Source organism: Pseudomonas sp. KU26590, assembly GCF_026153515.1.
Lineage (GTDB): Bacteria > Pseudomonadota > Gammaproteobacteria > Pseudomonadales > Pseudomonadaceae > Aquipseudomonas.
In genome coordinates, this window is sequence record NZ_CP110644.1 from 372,615 (window position 1) to 387,963 (window position 15,349).

Below are 15,349 nucleotides of genomic sequence, written 5' to 3' on the forward strand. Positions count from 1 at the left end.
TGCCGGGCGCGACTGGCGCAGCGTGGTCGTGGGAATGGTCGTGCACGGCTTCGCCACTCATTTGTCAGCTCCCTGAATGATCAGGCGGGAATCGTCGCGGGGGTCGACCGTGGTCACTGAACCCGCCTGTTTCAGGATGGAAGGCACCCGCTCGCGGTAGATCCGCAGCAGCAATCCGGGATCGCTCTTGTTCTGGATCGACTGCGCCAATCCCGTCACCGCCGCGGTGTCGGTCTGCGCCTTGGCCAGCCGTTCGGACGCCTGGGCATGGGCGACCTGCAGTGTGCGGTCAGCCTGCTGATTGGCGGTCTGATTGAGTTTTTCGGCATCGGTGCGCGCGTTCGCCACCGCCTGATCGGCTTGCTGACTCGCAGTCAGCACCGCGTTGAATGCATTCACCGCAGCGGCCGGCAGACTGGACTGCACGTCGACACGCACGACTTCAACGCCCAGACCCACGCCAGTGGCGGTCAGCTCGCCAAGCCGCGTGTTGATGCCCTGCACCAAGTCGCCACGCAGACGTTCGCGCCGCTCGGCAGACTGGCTGTCGGAGCCCACCAGCTCGGGACGCGCCACCAGAATGGTGTCCAGGTCCCGCGCCGCCGTTAGGCTGACGGCGCTGCGGTTGACCAGACGATCCAGCCCCGGCAGCACGTGCTCGCCTTGCAGCACGAATGCTCGTGGGTCTGTCACTTTGTAGTACGCCGTCACGTCGAGCTGTACGACACCGGCGTCGCCCGTGAGCAGGTAACCCGAGCCTGCCAGCGCGTCGCTCATCGGCGTCGCGAAGCTGGTGATCTTGTCGGCGCCCAACGCAGTGGGTGAGCGCAACAGCGTTTCGACATGCCGCTCGATCACGCGGTCAGCGGAAGGCAACAACACCACCTGCTCGAACGGTTGCGGCCAGGCCAGCAGCAGACCGGCGTTTTGCACGCGATCCAGCTCGCCAAAGCGAAACACCACCGCCCGGTTCTGTGGATCGATTTCCCGCACGTTGGAGACCGCCCAGCCGAGCGCCGCCAGCAGGGTGACGACATACAGCCCGAGAAACGCCAGCCGGCTGGCCTGCAGCCAGGGACTGTTCACCACCGGCCGCTCGATGTGCGCCGCGTCTTGCTCAGTCATGGCTGGGTTCCAGCCTTGCCATCCAGGGTCGGCGGGCCGTCTACAAGCACACGGAACGGCGCGGCATCGGTGCGCAGAATCAGTTTGGTGCTCGGCCCCACCACGGTACCGAGGGTGTCGAGCGAGCGCAGCAAGTTGTACAGCTGCGGCGAACCGGCGTAGGCGCGGCCGTAAATCTGCGCCGCTTCGACGCGGGATTGCGCCTCGATGTCGGCGGCTTTCACGGTGGCGTCGGCCTCGACAATCCGCGCGTCGCGTTCGGCGGCAGAGCGGATCTGCGCCGCCTCGCGTTTGCCGATGGCGGTGCGCTCGGTGGCAATGGTTTCGCGCTCGGCGCGCATGCGGTCGACTGTCGCGTTGAGGGTCACCGACGGCAACGTAAGACGTTCGACACCTACTTGCAGGACGCGGACGCCATAGGTGGTCAGCAGTTGCTTGTCGATCTGTTGACGCAGCTGGTTTTCGAAATCGGCGATGCGCACCTGATTGGCGTCGGTGTTGATCAGGCTCGACAGATCAAAACTGGCGGCGGTGGTTTCCAGTGCCGAGCCGACAAAGGTGCGGATTTGTCGCGCGGCTTCGTCCGGCTGGTTTTGCACGGCGCGCATGAAGCGCTTCACGTTGTCCGGATCGCCCTGCACCTGCCAGGCCACGTAGGCCTGAACGATGATGCGCAGGCCGTCGCGGGTACCGACGTCCTGCAAGCCACTTGAGGTGGTGCGCAAACGCAGGTCGACGGGAATCGCCGCTTCGAATGGCGCCGGCCAGCGCCAGCTCAGACCCGGATCGAGCAGCACCCGGGCAGGATTGCCGAAGCGCGTAATAACCGTCGCCTCCCCGGAACGCACCTGTACCAGACTCGCCGCCGCGACCGCGAAGGCAATCAGCACCGCCGCCAGCGCGGCACGACGCCACGGAAATACGGCCGGAACGGAGGCTTCGCCATGGTGATGACCGTGATGATGGCCGCCATGACCGTGACCACTGTGGTCGTGACCGGAATGGTCGTGATGATCGTGGGAATGAAACAGACTCAAGGGAAGACTCCTTATTCAGCCGAGGGCTGGTCAGCTGATTGAGTCGACGCTGCGGGGTCGACCGGGAGGGTAAAAGAACGCAGATCGATGGTCGGCGCGCTGGTGCCGCCGAGCCGATGATCCAGCACCAGCAACTTGGCGTGGGTCAGCCCCTGGGTCAGCTGACTGAAGTACTGCTCCAGCAGAAAGGCCTGGCCCGCTTTGGCGTAGCCCTGTTGTTCGGCGCTGAAACGCAAGTCCGCACCTTGCGCCGTCGCCATGACTTCGCGCGAGGTGGCTGCAGCCTGATCGTGGGCCATGCTGGCGTGCAATTGCGCCACATTGGCCTGATCGGCCGCCGCGCCACGCTCCCGGGCAATCAGTGCCTGGGCGCTGATCTGGGCGGCCTGGACAGCGTGATAGGCGTTGGCCGCGCCCGCCGGTGGATGAATCGATTCGACCACGGTCGCGAGAATTTCTACGCCGCTGTCGAGTTTTTTCAGGTCGCGCTGTACGGCGTCGCCGATGTCAGCCGCCAGATCATTGCGCTGCTCACCGAGCAGTTCGTCGAGGGTGCGCGAGGCGAAGTCGTGCACCAGCACGCGGCTGGCGGTGCTGCGAATCAGGCTGGGGATGTCGGCGCTGTTGTACGTCGCGGCCAGTGCGGCCTCGTCCGTCAAACCGATGCGGTATACAAAGCGCACGTCCATGTTGACGATCTGGAAGCTCTGCTTATCACCGGAGCCGCTGGCGATCACTTGCGACTTGTCGTTGATGTGTGTGGCGTCCCACAACCGGTTGGCAATGGCGGGCGGCGGGCCTTCGGCAGGGTCAAGGGCCTGCTCGGCACCCGCGCCCTCAGAGACGCTGGTGGCAAGCTCGTGGACCACGCCATTTTCCACCGCCAGCACCGTTCCGAAAGGCCAGGGCAAACCGGCATGCAGACCCGGCTCCAGGACTTCAACCGGCTTGCCGAAGCGCTCGTAAATGCCACGGCCTTGCATGGGGATTTCGTGAACACCGCTCAGCAACCAGCCGAGGCCGACGATGACCGCCAGCACCGGCAGAAAGGCGCGGCGCATGTAGGTAAACGCCCAGATCTGCCGCAGGTCGATGCCGAAGCGGTTGTGCAGCTCGTTTTGCAGCGCCTGCAAGGGGCGCGGCGGCCAGCGCAATAGGCCGGCTGCGAAGCTGCTGGCAATCAGGCGCGGTTCAAGGCGTTCGTTGCGCGGGCTGAAGACGGACAGGAGCGCGCGGATGAGTAACTCAACGGCGACCAGCCCCGGCAAGAGGCCGATCAACACCGCGAGCCGGGCGGGCCATACGCGATCAGCGGAGGAGAAAAACAGGCAGAACGCCGTGACCAGCAGCGTGCCGATGGCGACCCGGGTGATCTGCGCCAACTGCTCGGCTTCAGGCCAACTGGCCTCGGACTCATTGCTGAATTGCCGCTCCAGCACCAGCAGCGCAAACCCGACCAACAGGAGCAGGCCGCCAACCACGTTGCCGGCCAGGCCGACATTGCTGCCCGACAGCGCAAGGTTCCAGATCAGGCCAATGCTGATCAGCGACAGCAACGCCCAGCCCGCCAGCCAGAATACGGGTAACCCAACCTGGCCGACCATTGAGGTGCCGGCGCCGCTGATGCGTCCAAGCACCCGGTCGTACCAACCCTGCTCTTCGCCATGAAGCAGCGCCTCATCGTCAGAGGCAGCGGCAGAGGACGGTGCGATGACGCCGGCGCGCCACTGGCTGACCATGTGTGCCGACTGCAATGCCGCCGCCAGCACGAGCAGGCTCGCGGCACTGTTGGTCAGCACCGCCGTCCACAGCGAGTCGGGAGAAAAAAGGTCGACGAAAAGCGACACCACCAGGCCGATAACGCCCATCGCTCCTGTCAGGTACGTCAGCCGTGAAAGACGCCGCGACTGCACAACCGCCCGCTGAAACCGCGGCAGGCTCGCCGGTGCAACGCACTCATCATCCAGATCAACCCGCATTGCAACTCCAAAGCCCGTTTAACGCTGTAATCATCAACCTTCCCGCCCGCCCCTAACGTTGCGTGGCACTGCTTCAAGCCACGCTGAAACAGGGCGTTACGATATAACAGAAGTCGTGAAATTTTCGTCTGATTATTCGTTTGCCCAGCTCTGGATACGGTGTCAGACAGGCTGCAGACAGCTACAGGCTCACGCGGACAAGCAAGACGTTGAAGCCAGATCAAACGTGTCCTGAAACGTTTTTTTCCCCTTTGCGCGAACAAGATGCCGAGATTGTTATCTGTTTGTTGGTAATTTGCGTTCGACAAGGATTGGGAAGGCGCACTTTTTTGTGCAGGAAGGCACAGCATCTTCAGAGGCTTCACCCTATGAATCGCAGGAATCTCTTGAAAGCGTCCATGGCGCTGGCAGCCTATAGCGCGCTGCCTGCCTCAGGTCTTTATGCGGCACGCGCGCTGGCTGCGGCCGCCGATGGCGACATCGAACACTTTGACTTCAAGTCCTTGCAGGACAGCGCCAGACAGATGGCCGGCAAGCCTTACGTCAGTACCAAGCAGAACCTGCCGCCAACCTTGGCGAATATGACGCCTCAGCAGTTCAACGCGATCAAGTACGACGCCGGCCATTCACTGTGGAATGACGTGAAAGGCCAACTGGACGTGCATTTCTTCCACGTCGGCGCAGGGTTCAAGACGCCGGTGCGCATGTACAGCGTCGACCCGGCGACCCAGCAGGCGCGTGAAGTGCATTTCCGCCCTGAGCTGTTCAACTACGAAGCCAGTCGCATCGACCAGAGTCAGCTCAAGGGCGACCTGGGCTTTGCCGGATTCAAGCTGTTCAAAGCACCCGAGATTGCCATCAACGACATCCTGTCGTTCCTGGGCGCCAGTTACTTCCGCGCCATCGACAGCAACAAGCAATACGGCCTCTCCGCCCGGGGTCTGGCGATCGACACCTATGCCCACAGCCCTGAGGAATTCCCCGACTTCACGCAATTCTGGTTCGAGAAGCCAACCAAGGACGCCACACGTTTCGTCGTGTACGCACTGCTGGACTCCCCTAGTGCGACCGGCGCGTACCGCTTCGACATTGATTGCCAGGCTGACCGCGTGGTGATGGACATCGACGCGCACATCAATGCGCGGGCCGACATCGAGCAGTTGGGCATTGCGACCATGACCAGCATGTTCAGCTGCGGCACCCACGAACGCCGGATGTGCGACACCCTTCACCCGGAGATCCACGACTCCGACCGGCTGGCCATGTGGCGCGGCAATGGCGAATGGATCTGCCGCCCGCTCAACAATCCGGCCAAGATCCAGTTCAACGCCTTCGCTGACACAGACCCCAAAGGTTTCGGCCTGGTCCAGACCGACCACGACTTCAAGACCTATCAGGACACCGTGGACTGGTACCACCGCAGGCCGAGCCTGTGGGTCGAGCCGACGACGGCATGGGGCGAGGGCTCGATTGATCTGCTGGAACTGCCGACCACGGGCGAAACCCTGGATAACATCGTTGCGTTCTGGAACCCGAAAGTGCCGGTCAAAGCCGGCATGTCGATGAACTACGGCTACAAACTCTACTGGAGCCCGCTGCCTCCGGTCAGCACGCCACTGGCTCAAGTGCACGCCACGCGTTCAGGCATGGGTGGTTTCATCGAAGGCTGGGCACCGGGCGAGCACTACCCGGAAGTCTGGGCGCGGCGTTTTGCCGTAGACTTCAACGGTGGCGGGTTGGACCGATTGCCGGAAGGCTCGGGCATCGAGCCGGTGGTCACCGTGTCCCACGGCAAAATCCAGGATTTCAATGTGCTGGTGCTGCCGGACATCAAGGGTTTCCGCGTGACGTTCGATTGGTACCCGACCAGCGACTCCGTGGAGCCGGTGGAAATGCGCATGTTCATCAAAACCGGTGATCGCACGCTGAGTGAGACTTGGCTGTATCAGTATTTCCCGCCCGCACCGGACAAACGCCGCTACACCTGAATTTGATCAGCTAACGGCGTTGCGGGGATTCAAGCTTGCTCAGGAAATGGCGTATCCGCCGCTGAATATTCAGCGGTGGATGCGCCGTATTTGTAACGAAAACGCGCCATAGAAACTCGCCAATCGAACCGGAATTTATCCCTTTTTAATAGCGTCAATTTTCTATCCGCTATCAAAATCAATGACTTACGATTTACGATTTTCAGCCATGATTTAATATGTCCGTAATTTTGACTAATTGATTGACAGCCCCCCGATCTGCGGCTGATATACCCCTGTCGCACCGCCCGCGAGGGGACCGAAACGCCCTTCTCCTCCCCCGCTGTGACCACCCCAATCATCGCGATTGCATGCCATCGACGGCCATTGCCGGTTCGGCTGGACGGTAGGTTTTCCCGCCCGGCAGTCTGCTCCGCACGCTGACGCTTATCACCCGTACAAATGCTCCCGAGGGGCTGCACATGATGTCGACTTCCCCCGTTTACGTTGAAAAACCTTCTTTGCTTTCCTTCGATAAATCCACGGCGATCGCGCTGGTTGCGATCAGCCTGATGGTCGTCGAGACCTTTAACGGGGCTCTGCGTTTCTATCTGGATCAGGTAGGGATTTCCGTATTGCTCTACGCCCCGAAGGTCGCGTGCCTGCTGTTCTTCGCATTGGAGCTGCGCAGCTTCAAAGCCGGGCCGGGCGTCTGGCTGAGCCTGCTGGTGCTGTTCCTTTCGGCGGGATGGGCAGCGCTCAATGGCGCGCAGCTCGGGAATTTCGCGTTTGCGCTGTACGGGATCAGCCCGCTGCTGTTCGGGATCGCATGCGGTGACCAGATTGTTCGCCACAAGCGCCTGTTCATGTGGGCGATTGCCTTCTGTCTGCTGGCATCGCTGGTCGGCATCGCTCTCGACCGGTATATCAGTGTGCCGTGGAAGGGCTACAGCTACACCGTCGGCGGCACTGAGCTGAGCGCCAACACCGCATGGACCTCAGAAGACATGGACCGCCCGGCCGGATTCGCGCGAATGTCCAGTGCTTTGGCCATGATCATCTCGGTTCTCAGCCTTTACCTGATGGCGACCTTGCGCTCGAAACTGCTCGGGTTGCTGATCTGCGTGATCGGCCTGGCCGGGGTGATATTGACCACCAGCAAGGCGCCAGTGCTGGCCTTCATTGGCGGTGCCGGTCTGCTACTGATCATGCGGTTTCGCTGGACGGCACGGGCGGCCATCGTTGTCGCGGTCGTACTGGGTATGTCGCTGCCCTTCGTGGCGATGATGACCGACTTCGATGCCAACAAAATCTCGGCCAGCAGTTCGCTCGCATCCATCTACGACCGGCTGATCAACACCTGGCCCAACATCATTCGCACGCTAATGGACGAGGAACGAACGCTGACCGGAGTGGGCTTCGGGCTGGTGGGCAGTGCCGTGGCCGCCTTCCCTGTTCCCGGCGCCAGCATTTTCATGGTTTCCGACAGCACTGTGGTTTACCTGTGGGCGACGTTTGGTCTGGTCGGGCTGTTTCTCTACGCCTTGCACATCCCGTTGTTTTTCATCCTGGTCGACAGTGTCAGCCGTTATGGCCAGGCGTTGCTGGTGACAAGTTTTTGCATCTGCATTGTCAGCTGGACGACCGATACCCTGGAGGTCACCCTCGCCAACATGTTCCTGGGCATGGCCATCGGGCATGCTCTGGTCATGAAATCGCGAGGTAGAGTGCGGGCCCCAAAGCCCCATGAGTTGCCCACGTGGACCGGCCTGCCGGGCCTGAGTTGAGCGAGGCAATCCTATGAGCATTCGAAGCATCGGCCTGAGCGGCCTGGCACTGATGGCCGCCCTGTGCGCTGCGAATGTCGCCGGGGCCGAGCCTTTTATCATTGGCGTTGCCACCCACTCGATGAATAACACAGGGCAACCGCTGCGCAGCCTTCAGATGGCGAGCGAGGCTGGCGTCACGTCCATTCGCGATGACGCCTTCTGGTCGACGGCCGAACCTGTGCGGGGCCAGATGCAGATCATTGCGCCGTGGCGCGCATGGCTGAGCACTGCCAAGGGACTGAATCTCACCCCGATGGTCATTCTCGGTTACGGCAGCTCGTATCAGGGCGGCGCCAAGCCGCGCAAGCCTGAGGTCAAGATTCCGTATCTGAAATACGTGGACTACATCACTCGCCAGTTGGGCAATCCCGTCAGGTTCTATGAGGTCTGGAACGAGTGGGACCTGGACGGCCCGGCCGATGCGCGCCTGAGCAATGACTACGCCACGCTGGTCCGTGACGCGGCACCGATCATTCGCAAAAACAATCCCCAGGCGCTCGTACTTGCCGGCGCCGTCACGAGCATGGGCATCAAGAGTGGCTTCGTCGACCGCATCTTGGCTGCAGGGGTGATGAATTACGCCGATGGCATCTCCCTGCACCCCTACGTGCACTGCGAAGGCAGCTACCGCAACACGCCGGAAAGCTGGATCGGCTGGATGCGTGATCTGGACCGTCGAATCAGCGCCAAGGTCGGCAGGCCGGTGCCTCTGTACCTGACCGAGATGAGCTGGCCGAGCCACAATGGCAATTGCGGCGTCAGCGCCGAGCGCCAGTCGGCGTACCTGGCGCGCGCGTACTTTCTCATCCGCACCCTGCCGAACGTCAAAGGCATGTGGTGGTATGACCTGATCAACGATGGCACCAACCGCACCGAGCAGGAGCATAACTTCGGCCTGCTTGATGCGGATCTGCACGCAAAACCGGCTTATTCTGTGCTCAAGGCCATCAGCCCATACCTGCCTGATTTCACCTACGAGCCCGCAAACAGCCTGCAGTCCGACGGCGTCTATCAACTGGCATTCAGCAATGGCCGCGAGCGGATTCTGGTGGCGTGGGTCAGCGGTCGCGAACACGAAGTCAGCATCAATGCGGCGGCCATGAAAAACAAACCGGTGCGCATCCTCGATACGCAAGCGCCCGACAAAGGCATGACTGACTCCTCGCAGCAGTGGGTGTGCGACGCCCAGCGCTGCTCGGCCCGGCTGACGCTGACGGAGTTTCCGAAAATCATTCGCCTAAGCCCTGACGTCTGAGCCGCGACGCCTGACGACCGCACCTGCGCCAACCCGCCTGACCCTGTCAGCGCGGTTTTTTTTATGCGCAGCAAATGCAGCTAGTGGCAATACGACATTTACTGGACATGTGTTACTGCTACCTTACGGCCTAGGGCAGATAGGCTGCCGGGGGAACGTATGGGGCTTCGAGGAAGATTCATCGTTGGCTGCTTGCTCGGGCTGTTCATGCTGCCAGTTGTCGGGGAGCCGTACGTCGCAGGCGGAGCTCAGTCGAAGCCCTATGCCTACGAAGACAAGGACGGTCACCTGGAAGGGTTCTCCGTCGACATCGCGCGACGCGTGATGAAACTGGCAAACCTTGACGTTAACTTCGTTATCTACCCGGTCAACCGCCTGCAGGCGATGCTGCGCAAGGGCGAGATCGATATCAACTTTGCTGACGCGCTGATCTGGAACAGCTCCGAAGAACAGCGTCGATACGTGTTCTCCAAACCCTATTCCACGGTCAAAGAGCACCTGTACTTTCTGGCCGACCACCCTGCCCGGGGCCAGACTATCGCGCAACTGGAGCACCTCACGATCGGCATGGTTCGGGGCTACAACTATTGGGCACTGGACCCGGCGATCGAGGAGCGCCGTCTGAGCCGGCTGGAAACCTCGCAAGACGAAGCGCTGATCAAGCTGCTCCAGAGCAGGCGCGTGGATGCCATCGCCATGGTCGACGACATCTTTGATGAAGTGACTTCAGCCCATGACCTGGATCCCGGCCAGTTCGTCCAGGGCGCACGACTCAGCGAAGCGCCGCTGGTGTTCAAGCTCCAGCCGCAATACGCCTCGTGGTTGCCGCGGATCAACAGCGCGATCGACAGCCTGAACACGTCGGGCGAGCTGGAACGCATTCGACGCCAGTATTTGCCGGGGACGCAGGTGGGGAAGTGACCTACGCGGTTGAAGCCGTTGCCACTGAGACGAAAGCGCTCAAACCATTGCCCTGACTTCCACATTCAACCCCAACATCTCGCGGGCGATTCGGTCGGCGTCGACGAAAGCTCGAGCGTAGCTGCCTGAGGACGGGACGTAGTGGTTGTAATAAGTGGAGCCCTCGACAAGAGGACCGGTTATCCACAGATTGGGCTGTGCTTTGCCTTCGCTGGTCACGAGTACCCCCTCACCGTTCTCGGTCAGACTGTGGATAACTCCACTGCGCTTAAGGGTGCGGATGATTTTTGGTAGCGACGCTATTTCACGCGCATTGCTAAAGTGAGCCTTGATCACCCTTTGTAATGGCACCGCCAGCTCCCGCGCGAGAGCTACTTCGGTCGGCGCACCCTCGGTACTGTGGATAACTTGTGTATGGTGAACCCAGTGGACAATTCCCGCGTCGGCCAAGGCCAGCAGTTCCTGATGACGCTCCTTTTGCGGCCCTGCAACCATTCGGTTGACGTGGGGCGCGTATTCTCCGAAGAAGACGCGACCTGAATACGTGGTCAGCCCCCGGTTATCCACAACCCGGCGCAGTTGTTCCCGGCAGCTTCTCCATACTTCGATCGCAGCCTTAATCGGACTCGAATCGAGGCCCAGTAAGCTCTGCGCGGTGTCGCGCTCGATAAATGCGCGCATGGCCTGAGGATAATCCGCAGCGTCCAAGGTCGAAACGCGCGGGTTATACACAGCCTCATCCAACGGCAGCGCCTGGAAATGCGCGGCCATTTCCGCCGTCACGGTCTCAAGGCGGTCTGAATAAAAAGCGCGCGCAATCTGCGCTTTGATCCGTGCTGTTGACTCGCCTTTTTGGGACGCAATCATCCCGAAGTATTCCGCGAGCATTTCAGCTTTTATTAGCGGAAGGACCTGCTGCTCGAAATCCAGACCGCCAAGGTTTTCCGCTCGCAGGCTTGCTACGGCCGACAGGGTGAAAATCAGTGCCGCATTCGACGCACGATGGGGCACGATGTCCGGCCGGGTGCGGTACGGCAGACCGCTACGCGAGAACATGTAGATAGCTGGCTCGCGTCCGCCAGGCTCATAGCGCAAACCGCCCGCCAGTTTGCGAAAATGGCCTGCGCGCCCGACCGTTAGACTGGCGACAACATCCATCGCGCTCAGGCCCAGCCCTTCAATACCAACCGCTTCTGTGGATAACACTGAAGCAACTGAAGCAGGTTGTAAGGAAGCCGAGGTTGACCCGGGTTGTTTACCATTCCAACCCTGCGACGGTTGCGCATGCCCAATCGTGATTGCCAGCCAGTCCACCGGACAATCCAACTCACCTGTGGACAAAACAAACTGGCCCATGTCGGTGTGCTCAATGTTATCCACAGCATGAGGATGATGAATGACATGCACGTTTGCGGGCCGACCTTCAATCACCTCCCCATAGGTCCACGCCAGGTACTCCCCCAGCCAGCTGCGCGGCAGGTATTCATTGGGCTGGACGTTGCGTTCCGCCGATTTAAAACGCAGGCACCATTCGTAAAAGCTTGGCCCTTGCCGTCCCACGTGTCCGTCGAGGGCGGCCGTGTCCGGAAACATCGAAATCTGCGAAGCGACGGTGTTGAGCATCAGGTACTCAGGCTGGTCGACGGCATGCAAGCCTGGCCCCGGAGGCTTGGGGTCAAATACGTTTAGTTCGATGCGCCGGGCCGTGTTGACCGCCAGCGCACAGATCCGCTCAAGCACCGTCAGCCCGCGTGAGCCGCAGCCGACAATGCCGATCCTGATGGCGGGCTTATCCGACCCTGGGGATAACTTTTCGCCCAGCGCTGCGCTCAGTTCCATCTCAGGGTTTCTCCGAAGAACGAGTCAATGGCGACGCCACGGGATTCTGTCAGCGCGGTGTCGACGATGAATTTGCTCAGGGCCAGGTCGAGTACGCCCAGGCCGAACGGCGAGAAGATCGACGGCTTCCCGGGGTCAAGCTCGACCTCGCCACGGATAAGGCCGGCCAGCGTGCCGTTCATGAACGCGCGGCCGCCGGTTAATTGCTCCGCCAGATGCGGCGACGTATTGGCCTTCATGCAGTGCTCGATGTCGTCGCAGAGGTTGTTGGCCTCCAGCAGCAACTGCGGCGCGATGTCCCGCAACGAGATGTTCAGCACGACCTGGCCGGCGCGAAACGCCATGGGTGGTTTGACGTACGGCTCACCGGCCGTGGTGGCGAAGATCACCAGATCTGCCGCCAGCGCTTGCTCCAGCGAACCCGTCCGGGCTGTGCATAAGTCGGCATTTTCGATAAAGCCCGTCAGAGCGTCCGCAGACGCCGCGTCGAAATCGTGCACAACGGCGTGGCCGATGTCCCACCCTTCCACCCTGAGCATTCGTGCGATGTTGCGGGCAATCACCCCTGCGCCGATAAACCCTACCGACGCAGCCTTACGCGACTGACCGTTGAGCCAGTAAGCGCCTGACACCGCCGAAGCGGCCGTTCGCACCGCGCTGATCTGTGCGCCTTCCAGGCACGCGTAGGGATAGCCGGTCTCGCGGTCGTTGAGGATCACCACCGCTGACGCCCTCGGCCTCTGCTGCGCGACATTGCCGGGAAAGCTGGAAATCCACTTGATCCCGGCCACGGCGTCCTCTCCCTCCAGCGCCGCCGGCAGCGCGATGATCCGGTTAGCAGGTTGTTGAGGAAAACGCAGAAAGTAGCTGTCCGGGTTGAGCGTCTGGCGGTCATGGTGCTGGAGATACACCTGCTCGATGCGCCGGACCATGTCATGAGCATGACTGTCGAGGATGTCTTTGATGACAGCGCCGGGGATCACGTGAAAGTCAGACATTCAGCGCTTCTCCCTCGAACGTATGAACGTACTGCTTCAGATACCGATTGATCGGCTGCGAACTGAGCGCAGTCAGCTCCGCACGCCCGAACTTCTGCATGACCCATTCATCGTTGTAGATGGTTTCCAGGTAACGCTCGCCGGCGTCCGGCGAGATCGCCACGACAACGGCGTCTTTAGGAATCCCCAGCGAGGGCGCGGCCAGCCCGGCCACTACGGTCCCGGTGGACCCGCCGGCCAGCACGCCATTGGATTTCGCGAGCCAGCGACACATGGCCACGGTGGCCCGCTCATCCACCACTTGCTGCTTGTGCAAGTGGTGGGCGCGGAATATGGGCGGCATCAGGCTGGAGCCGAGTCCTGGAATGAATCGCGGGCCGGGCGCCTGGCCGAAAGTCACCGAACCCGCGCTGTCTACCGCGATGATCTTGGTGCGCGGCGAATGCTTGCGGAAATACTGCACGCAGCCCATCAAGGTGCCGGTGGTGCCGGCGCCAACCACCAGATAGTCCAGCGCCGGAAAGGCGATATGAATCGAGCGCGCCGTGGTGTGTTCATGGGTGCGGGCGTTGGCCGGGTTGCTGTACTGGTTGAGCCAAAGATGACGGGGATCACGGGCCACGGCATCGCGGATGTACCGAATGCGCGTGCCCAGATAGCCGTCGTTGTCGTCGCGCTCAGTGACGATGACGATCTGCGCGCCAAAGGCTTCCATCATCTTGATGTTGTGCAGGTTGGTGTTGGGGTCGACGACGCAGCAGAATTTGTAGCCACGCTCGGCGCAGATCATCGCCAGCGCCACACCAAGGTTCCCGGACGAGGACTCGATCAGCACGGTGTCCTTGTGGATAAGTCGGCGCTCGGCGTAGGAATCGATCAGGCCGATGGCTGTCTTCATCTTGATCGAACCCGCAGGGTTGCAGGACTCAAGCTTCAGATGCAGGTTTTCAAAACCCAGACCTTTTAGCCTGACGAAATTCGAATCGCCAACGATGTGGGAGATGAAATTCATGGCCGTGCCTCGACGCGTGCGGACTTCGCGTAGTTCGGCATCGCCACCGCCGGCGCACGCTGCCGGGGCTGGGTCGCCAGCAACGCATCGGTCAGGTGCTGCGCCCGTAAGGCGACCATGGAAAACGACTGGGCGTCGCTGATGCCGTGGGTCTTTTCCGAGGTGCCATTCGCCAGAATCTGCACGCCCTCGCTGTGCTGCAGGGCGACCCGGTAATGCCGGTCGACCGCAAGCGTGCCGTCCTCGTCGCGGACCAGCCAGGGTTGCAGCAGGGTCAGCAGTGGCGGCACTGCAAGCTGCTCGTAGCCTGTGCCCAAGACAACACCGTCGACGTAAAGCACGGTTTCAATGCCGGTATTGCTGTCACGCAGTACCACCGAATAGGCATCGCCCACCTTTTCCACCGAATTCACTTCGGACCAGGCATGCAGGTTCAGACGTCGGTGCCCGGTCACCTCGCCTTCGTACAGGAAGGAGTACAGCGCCTGACTCTCGTCGACGTCGATGCCTGCGTAATTGGTCGACCGGATCTCTTCGAACACCCGGCTGCGTCGGCCCGGCTCAAGGTCGTGGAAGTAGTCGATGTGCTCTGGCAGGAAGGCCATGTTGGGAAACTGACCCAGCTGCCCCACCTTGAAACCCACGCCGCGGTGCACCGAATACACCTGCGTGGTGGGCGCGGCGCCGAGCAGGTGCGTCACCGCCTCGCCCGCGCTCTGACCCGAGCCCAACACCAGCCAGCGCTGCGCGATAGGACCGCCACCGAGGTGGATGTTTTTCAGGTATTGGGAGGTGTGGAAAACACGGCCGCCGAGATGCGGGCTGAACGCGTCCGGTATCCGGGGCAGGCTGCCGTGGGAAAGCACCAGCCGTTTGGTGCGATAAGTGCCCTTTGCAGTCACGACATCAACACCCTTCAAAATGCCCTTTTCCGCCACCGGCAATACTTCGAGGACGCCTTCGTCGTAGGCAACGTAATCCTTGAGTTGTGCGGCGACCCACGCGATGTAGTCGGACCATTCGACCCGGCTGGCCGGACGCCCGAGCAGGCCGAACTTGTACAGCCGACCCTTTTCCTTCAGGTACATGGCGAACGAGAAGCGGCTGCGTGGATTGCGCGGGGTCACCAGGTCTCGAAAGACATGGTGGTTGATGTCGGTGCCCGCCAAGAGAAACGCGCCATGCCAGGTTGAATCACGCCCTTTTTCGAAGAAGCGAACGCGCTGGAAAGGCTTGCGGCCGTTGTCTTCCGCCTCATCCTCCAGCGCACAGGCCAGTGCGATACCGGCCGGGCCGAAGCCGACCGAGACGACGTCCAGCGTTTCACGCACACCTTCGATTTCATACTGAGTCATGGTTATTCTTCCTGAAAGTTTCTAAAGACGTG

The 15,349-nt window shown here is 61.2% G+C and carries 11 protein-coding genes; 4 read left to right on the forward strand and 7 right to left on the reverse strand.

The genetic code is table 11. The features are described from left to right. Positions 1–57: 57 nt before the first annotated feature. Genes OKW98_RS01740 through hflK form a run of 3 tightly spaced genes read right to left on the reverse strand, consistent with a single transcriptional unit; the run spans position 58 to position 4,141 of the window. Positions 58–1,125: an SPFH domain-containing protein gene (locus OKW98_RS01740; protein ID WP_265387721.1), complete on the reverse strand. Its 1,068-nt coding sequence runs from the start codon at positions 1,123–1,125 to the stop codon at positions 58–60. After that, on the reverse strand, positions 1,122–2,162 hold the full coding sequence (gene hflC / locus OKW98_RS01745; protein WP_265387722.1) for a protease modulator HflC: 1,041 nt from the start codon (positions 2,160–2,162) through the stop codon (positions 1,122–1,124). The genes OKW98_RS01740 and hflC overlap by 4 nt, the downstream gene beginning before the upstream one ends. Positions 2,163–2,173: 11 nt before the next feature. Then, positions 2,174–4,141 (reverse strand): protease modulator HflK, encoded by a 1,968-nt coding sequence (gene hflK / locus OKW98_RS01750; RefSeq protein WP_265387723.1) that lies wholly within the window; start codon positions 4,139–4,141, stop codon positions 2,174–2,176. 368 nt (positions 4,142–4,509) lie between these two features. Here hflK and OKW98_RS01755 point away from each other — a divergent pair, with 368 nt between their 5' ends. The 4 genes from OKW98_RS01755 (at position 4,510) to OKW98_RS01770 (ending at position 10,113) form a co-directional block, all read left to right on the forward strand. After that, positions 4,510–6,129: a glucan biosynthesis protein D gene (locus OKW98_RS01755; protein ID WP_265387724.1), complete on the forward strand. Its 1,620-nt coding sequence runs from the start codon at positions 4,510–4,512 to the stop codon at positions 6,127–6,129. A gap of 461 nt (positions 6,130–6,590) precedes the next feature. Next, on the forward strand, positions 6,591–7,895 hold the full coding sequence (locus tag OKW98_RS01760; protein WP_265387725.1) for an O-antigen ligase family protein: 1,305 nt from the start codon (positions 6,591–6,593) through the stop codon (positions 7,893–7,895). A 13-nt stretch (positions 7,896–7,908) separates the two neighbouring features. Beyond that, a complete protein-coding gene (locus OKW98_RS01765; protein ID WP_265387726.1) occupies positions 7,909–9,192 on the forward strand; it encodes a hypothetical protein in 1,284 nt (427 codons plus the stop codon). A 207-nt stretch (positions 9,193–9,399) separates the two neighbouring features. After that, a complete protein-coding gene (locus OKW98_RS01770; protein WP_265387727.1) occupies positions 9,400–10,113 on the forward strand; it encodes a substrate-binding periplasmic protein in 714 nt (237 codons plus the stop codon). Positions 10,114–10,152: 39 nt separating this feature from the next. Here the strand turns inward: OKW98_RS01770 and OKW98_RS01775 are convergent, their stop codons facing one another. The 4 genes from OKW98_RS01775 to OKW98_RS01790 are packed head-to-tail and all read right to left on the reverse strand — an operon-like array spanning position 10,153 to position 15,317. Next, on the reverse strand, positions 10,153–11,952 hold the full coding sequence (locus OKW98_RS01775) for an FAD/NAD(P)-binding protein (RefSeq protein WP_265387728.1): 1,800 nt from the start codon (positions 11,950–11,952) through the stop codon (positions 10,153–10,155). Beyond that, positions 11,943–12,950 carry a 2,3-diaminopropionate biosynthesis protein SbnB gene (sbnB, locus tag OKW98_RS01780; RefSeq protein ID WP_265387729.1) on the reverse strand — a complete coding sequence of 336 codons (1,008 nt, stop codon included), beginning with the start codon at positions 12,948–12,950 and terminating at the stop codon, positions 11,943–11,945. The genes OKW98_RS01775 and sbnB overlap by 10 nt, the downstream gene beginning before the upstream one ends. Further along, complete coding sequence (gene sbnA, locus OKW98_RS01785) at positions 12,943–13,962, reverse strand: 2,3-diaminopropionate biosynthesis protein SbnA (protein WP_265387730.1); 1,020 nt, start codon at positions 13,960–13,962, stop codon at positions 12,943–12,945. Before sbnA ends, sbnB begins: the two co-directional genes overlap by 8 nt. After that, positions 13,959–15,317, reverse strand: a complete 1,359-nt coding sequence (locus OKW98_RS01790; protein WP_265387731.1) for a SidA/IucD/PvdA family monooxygenase — start codon at positions 15,315–15,317, stop codon at positions 13,959–13,961. Before OKW98_RS01790 ends, sbnA begins: the two co-directional genes overlap by 4 nt. Positions 15,318–15,349: the final 32 nt, after the last annotated feature.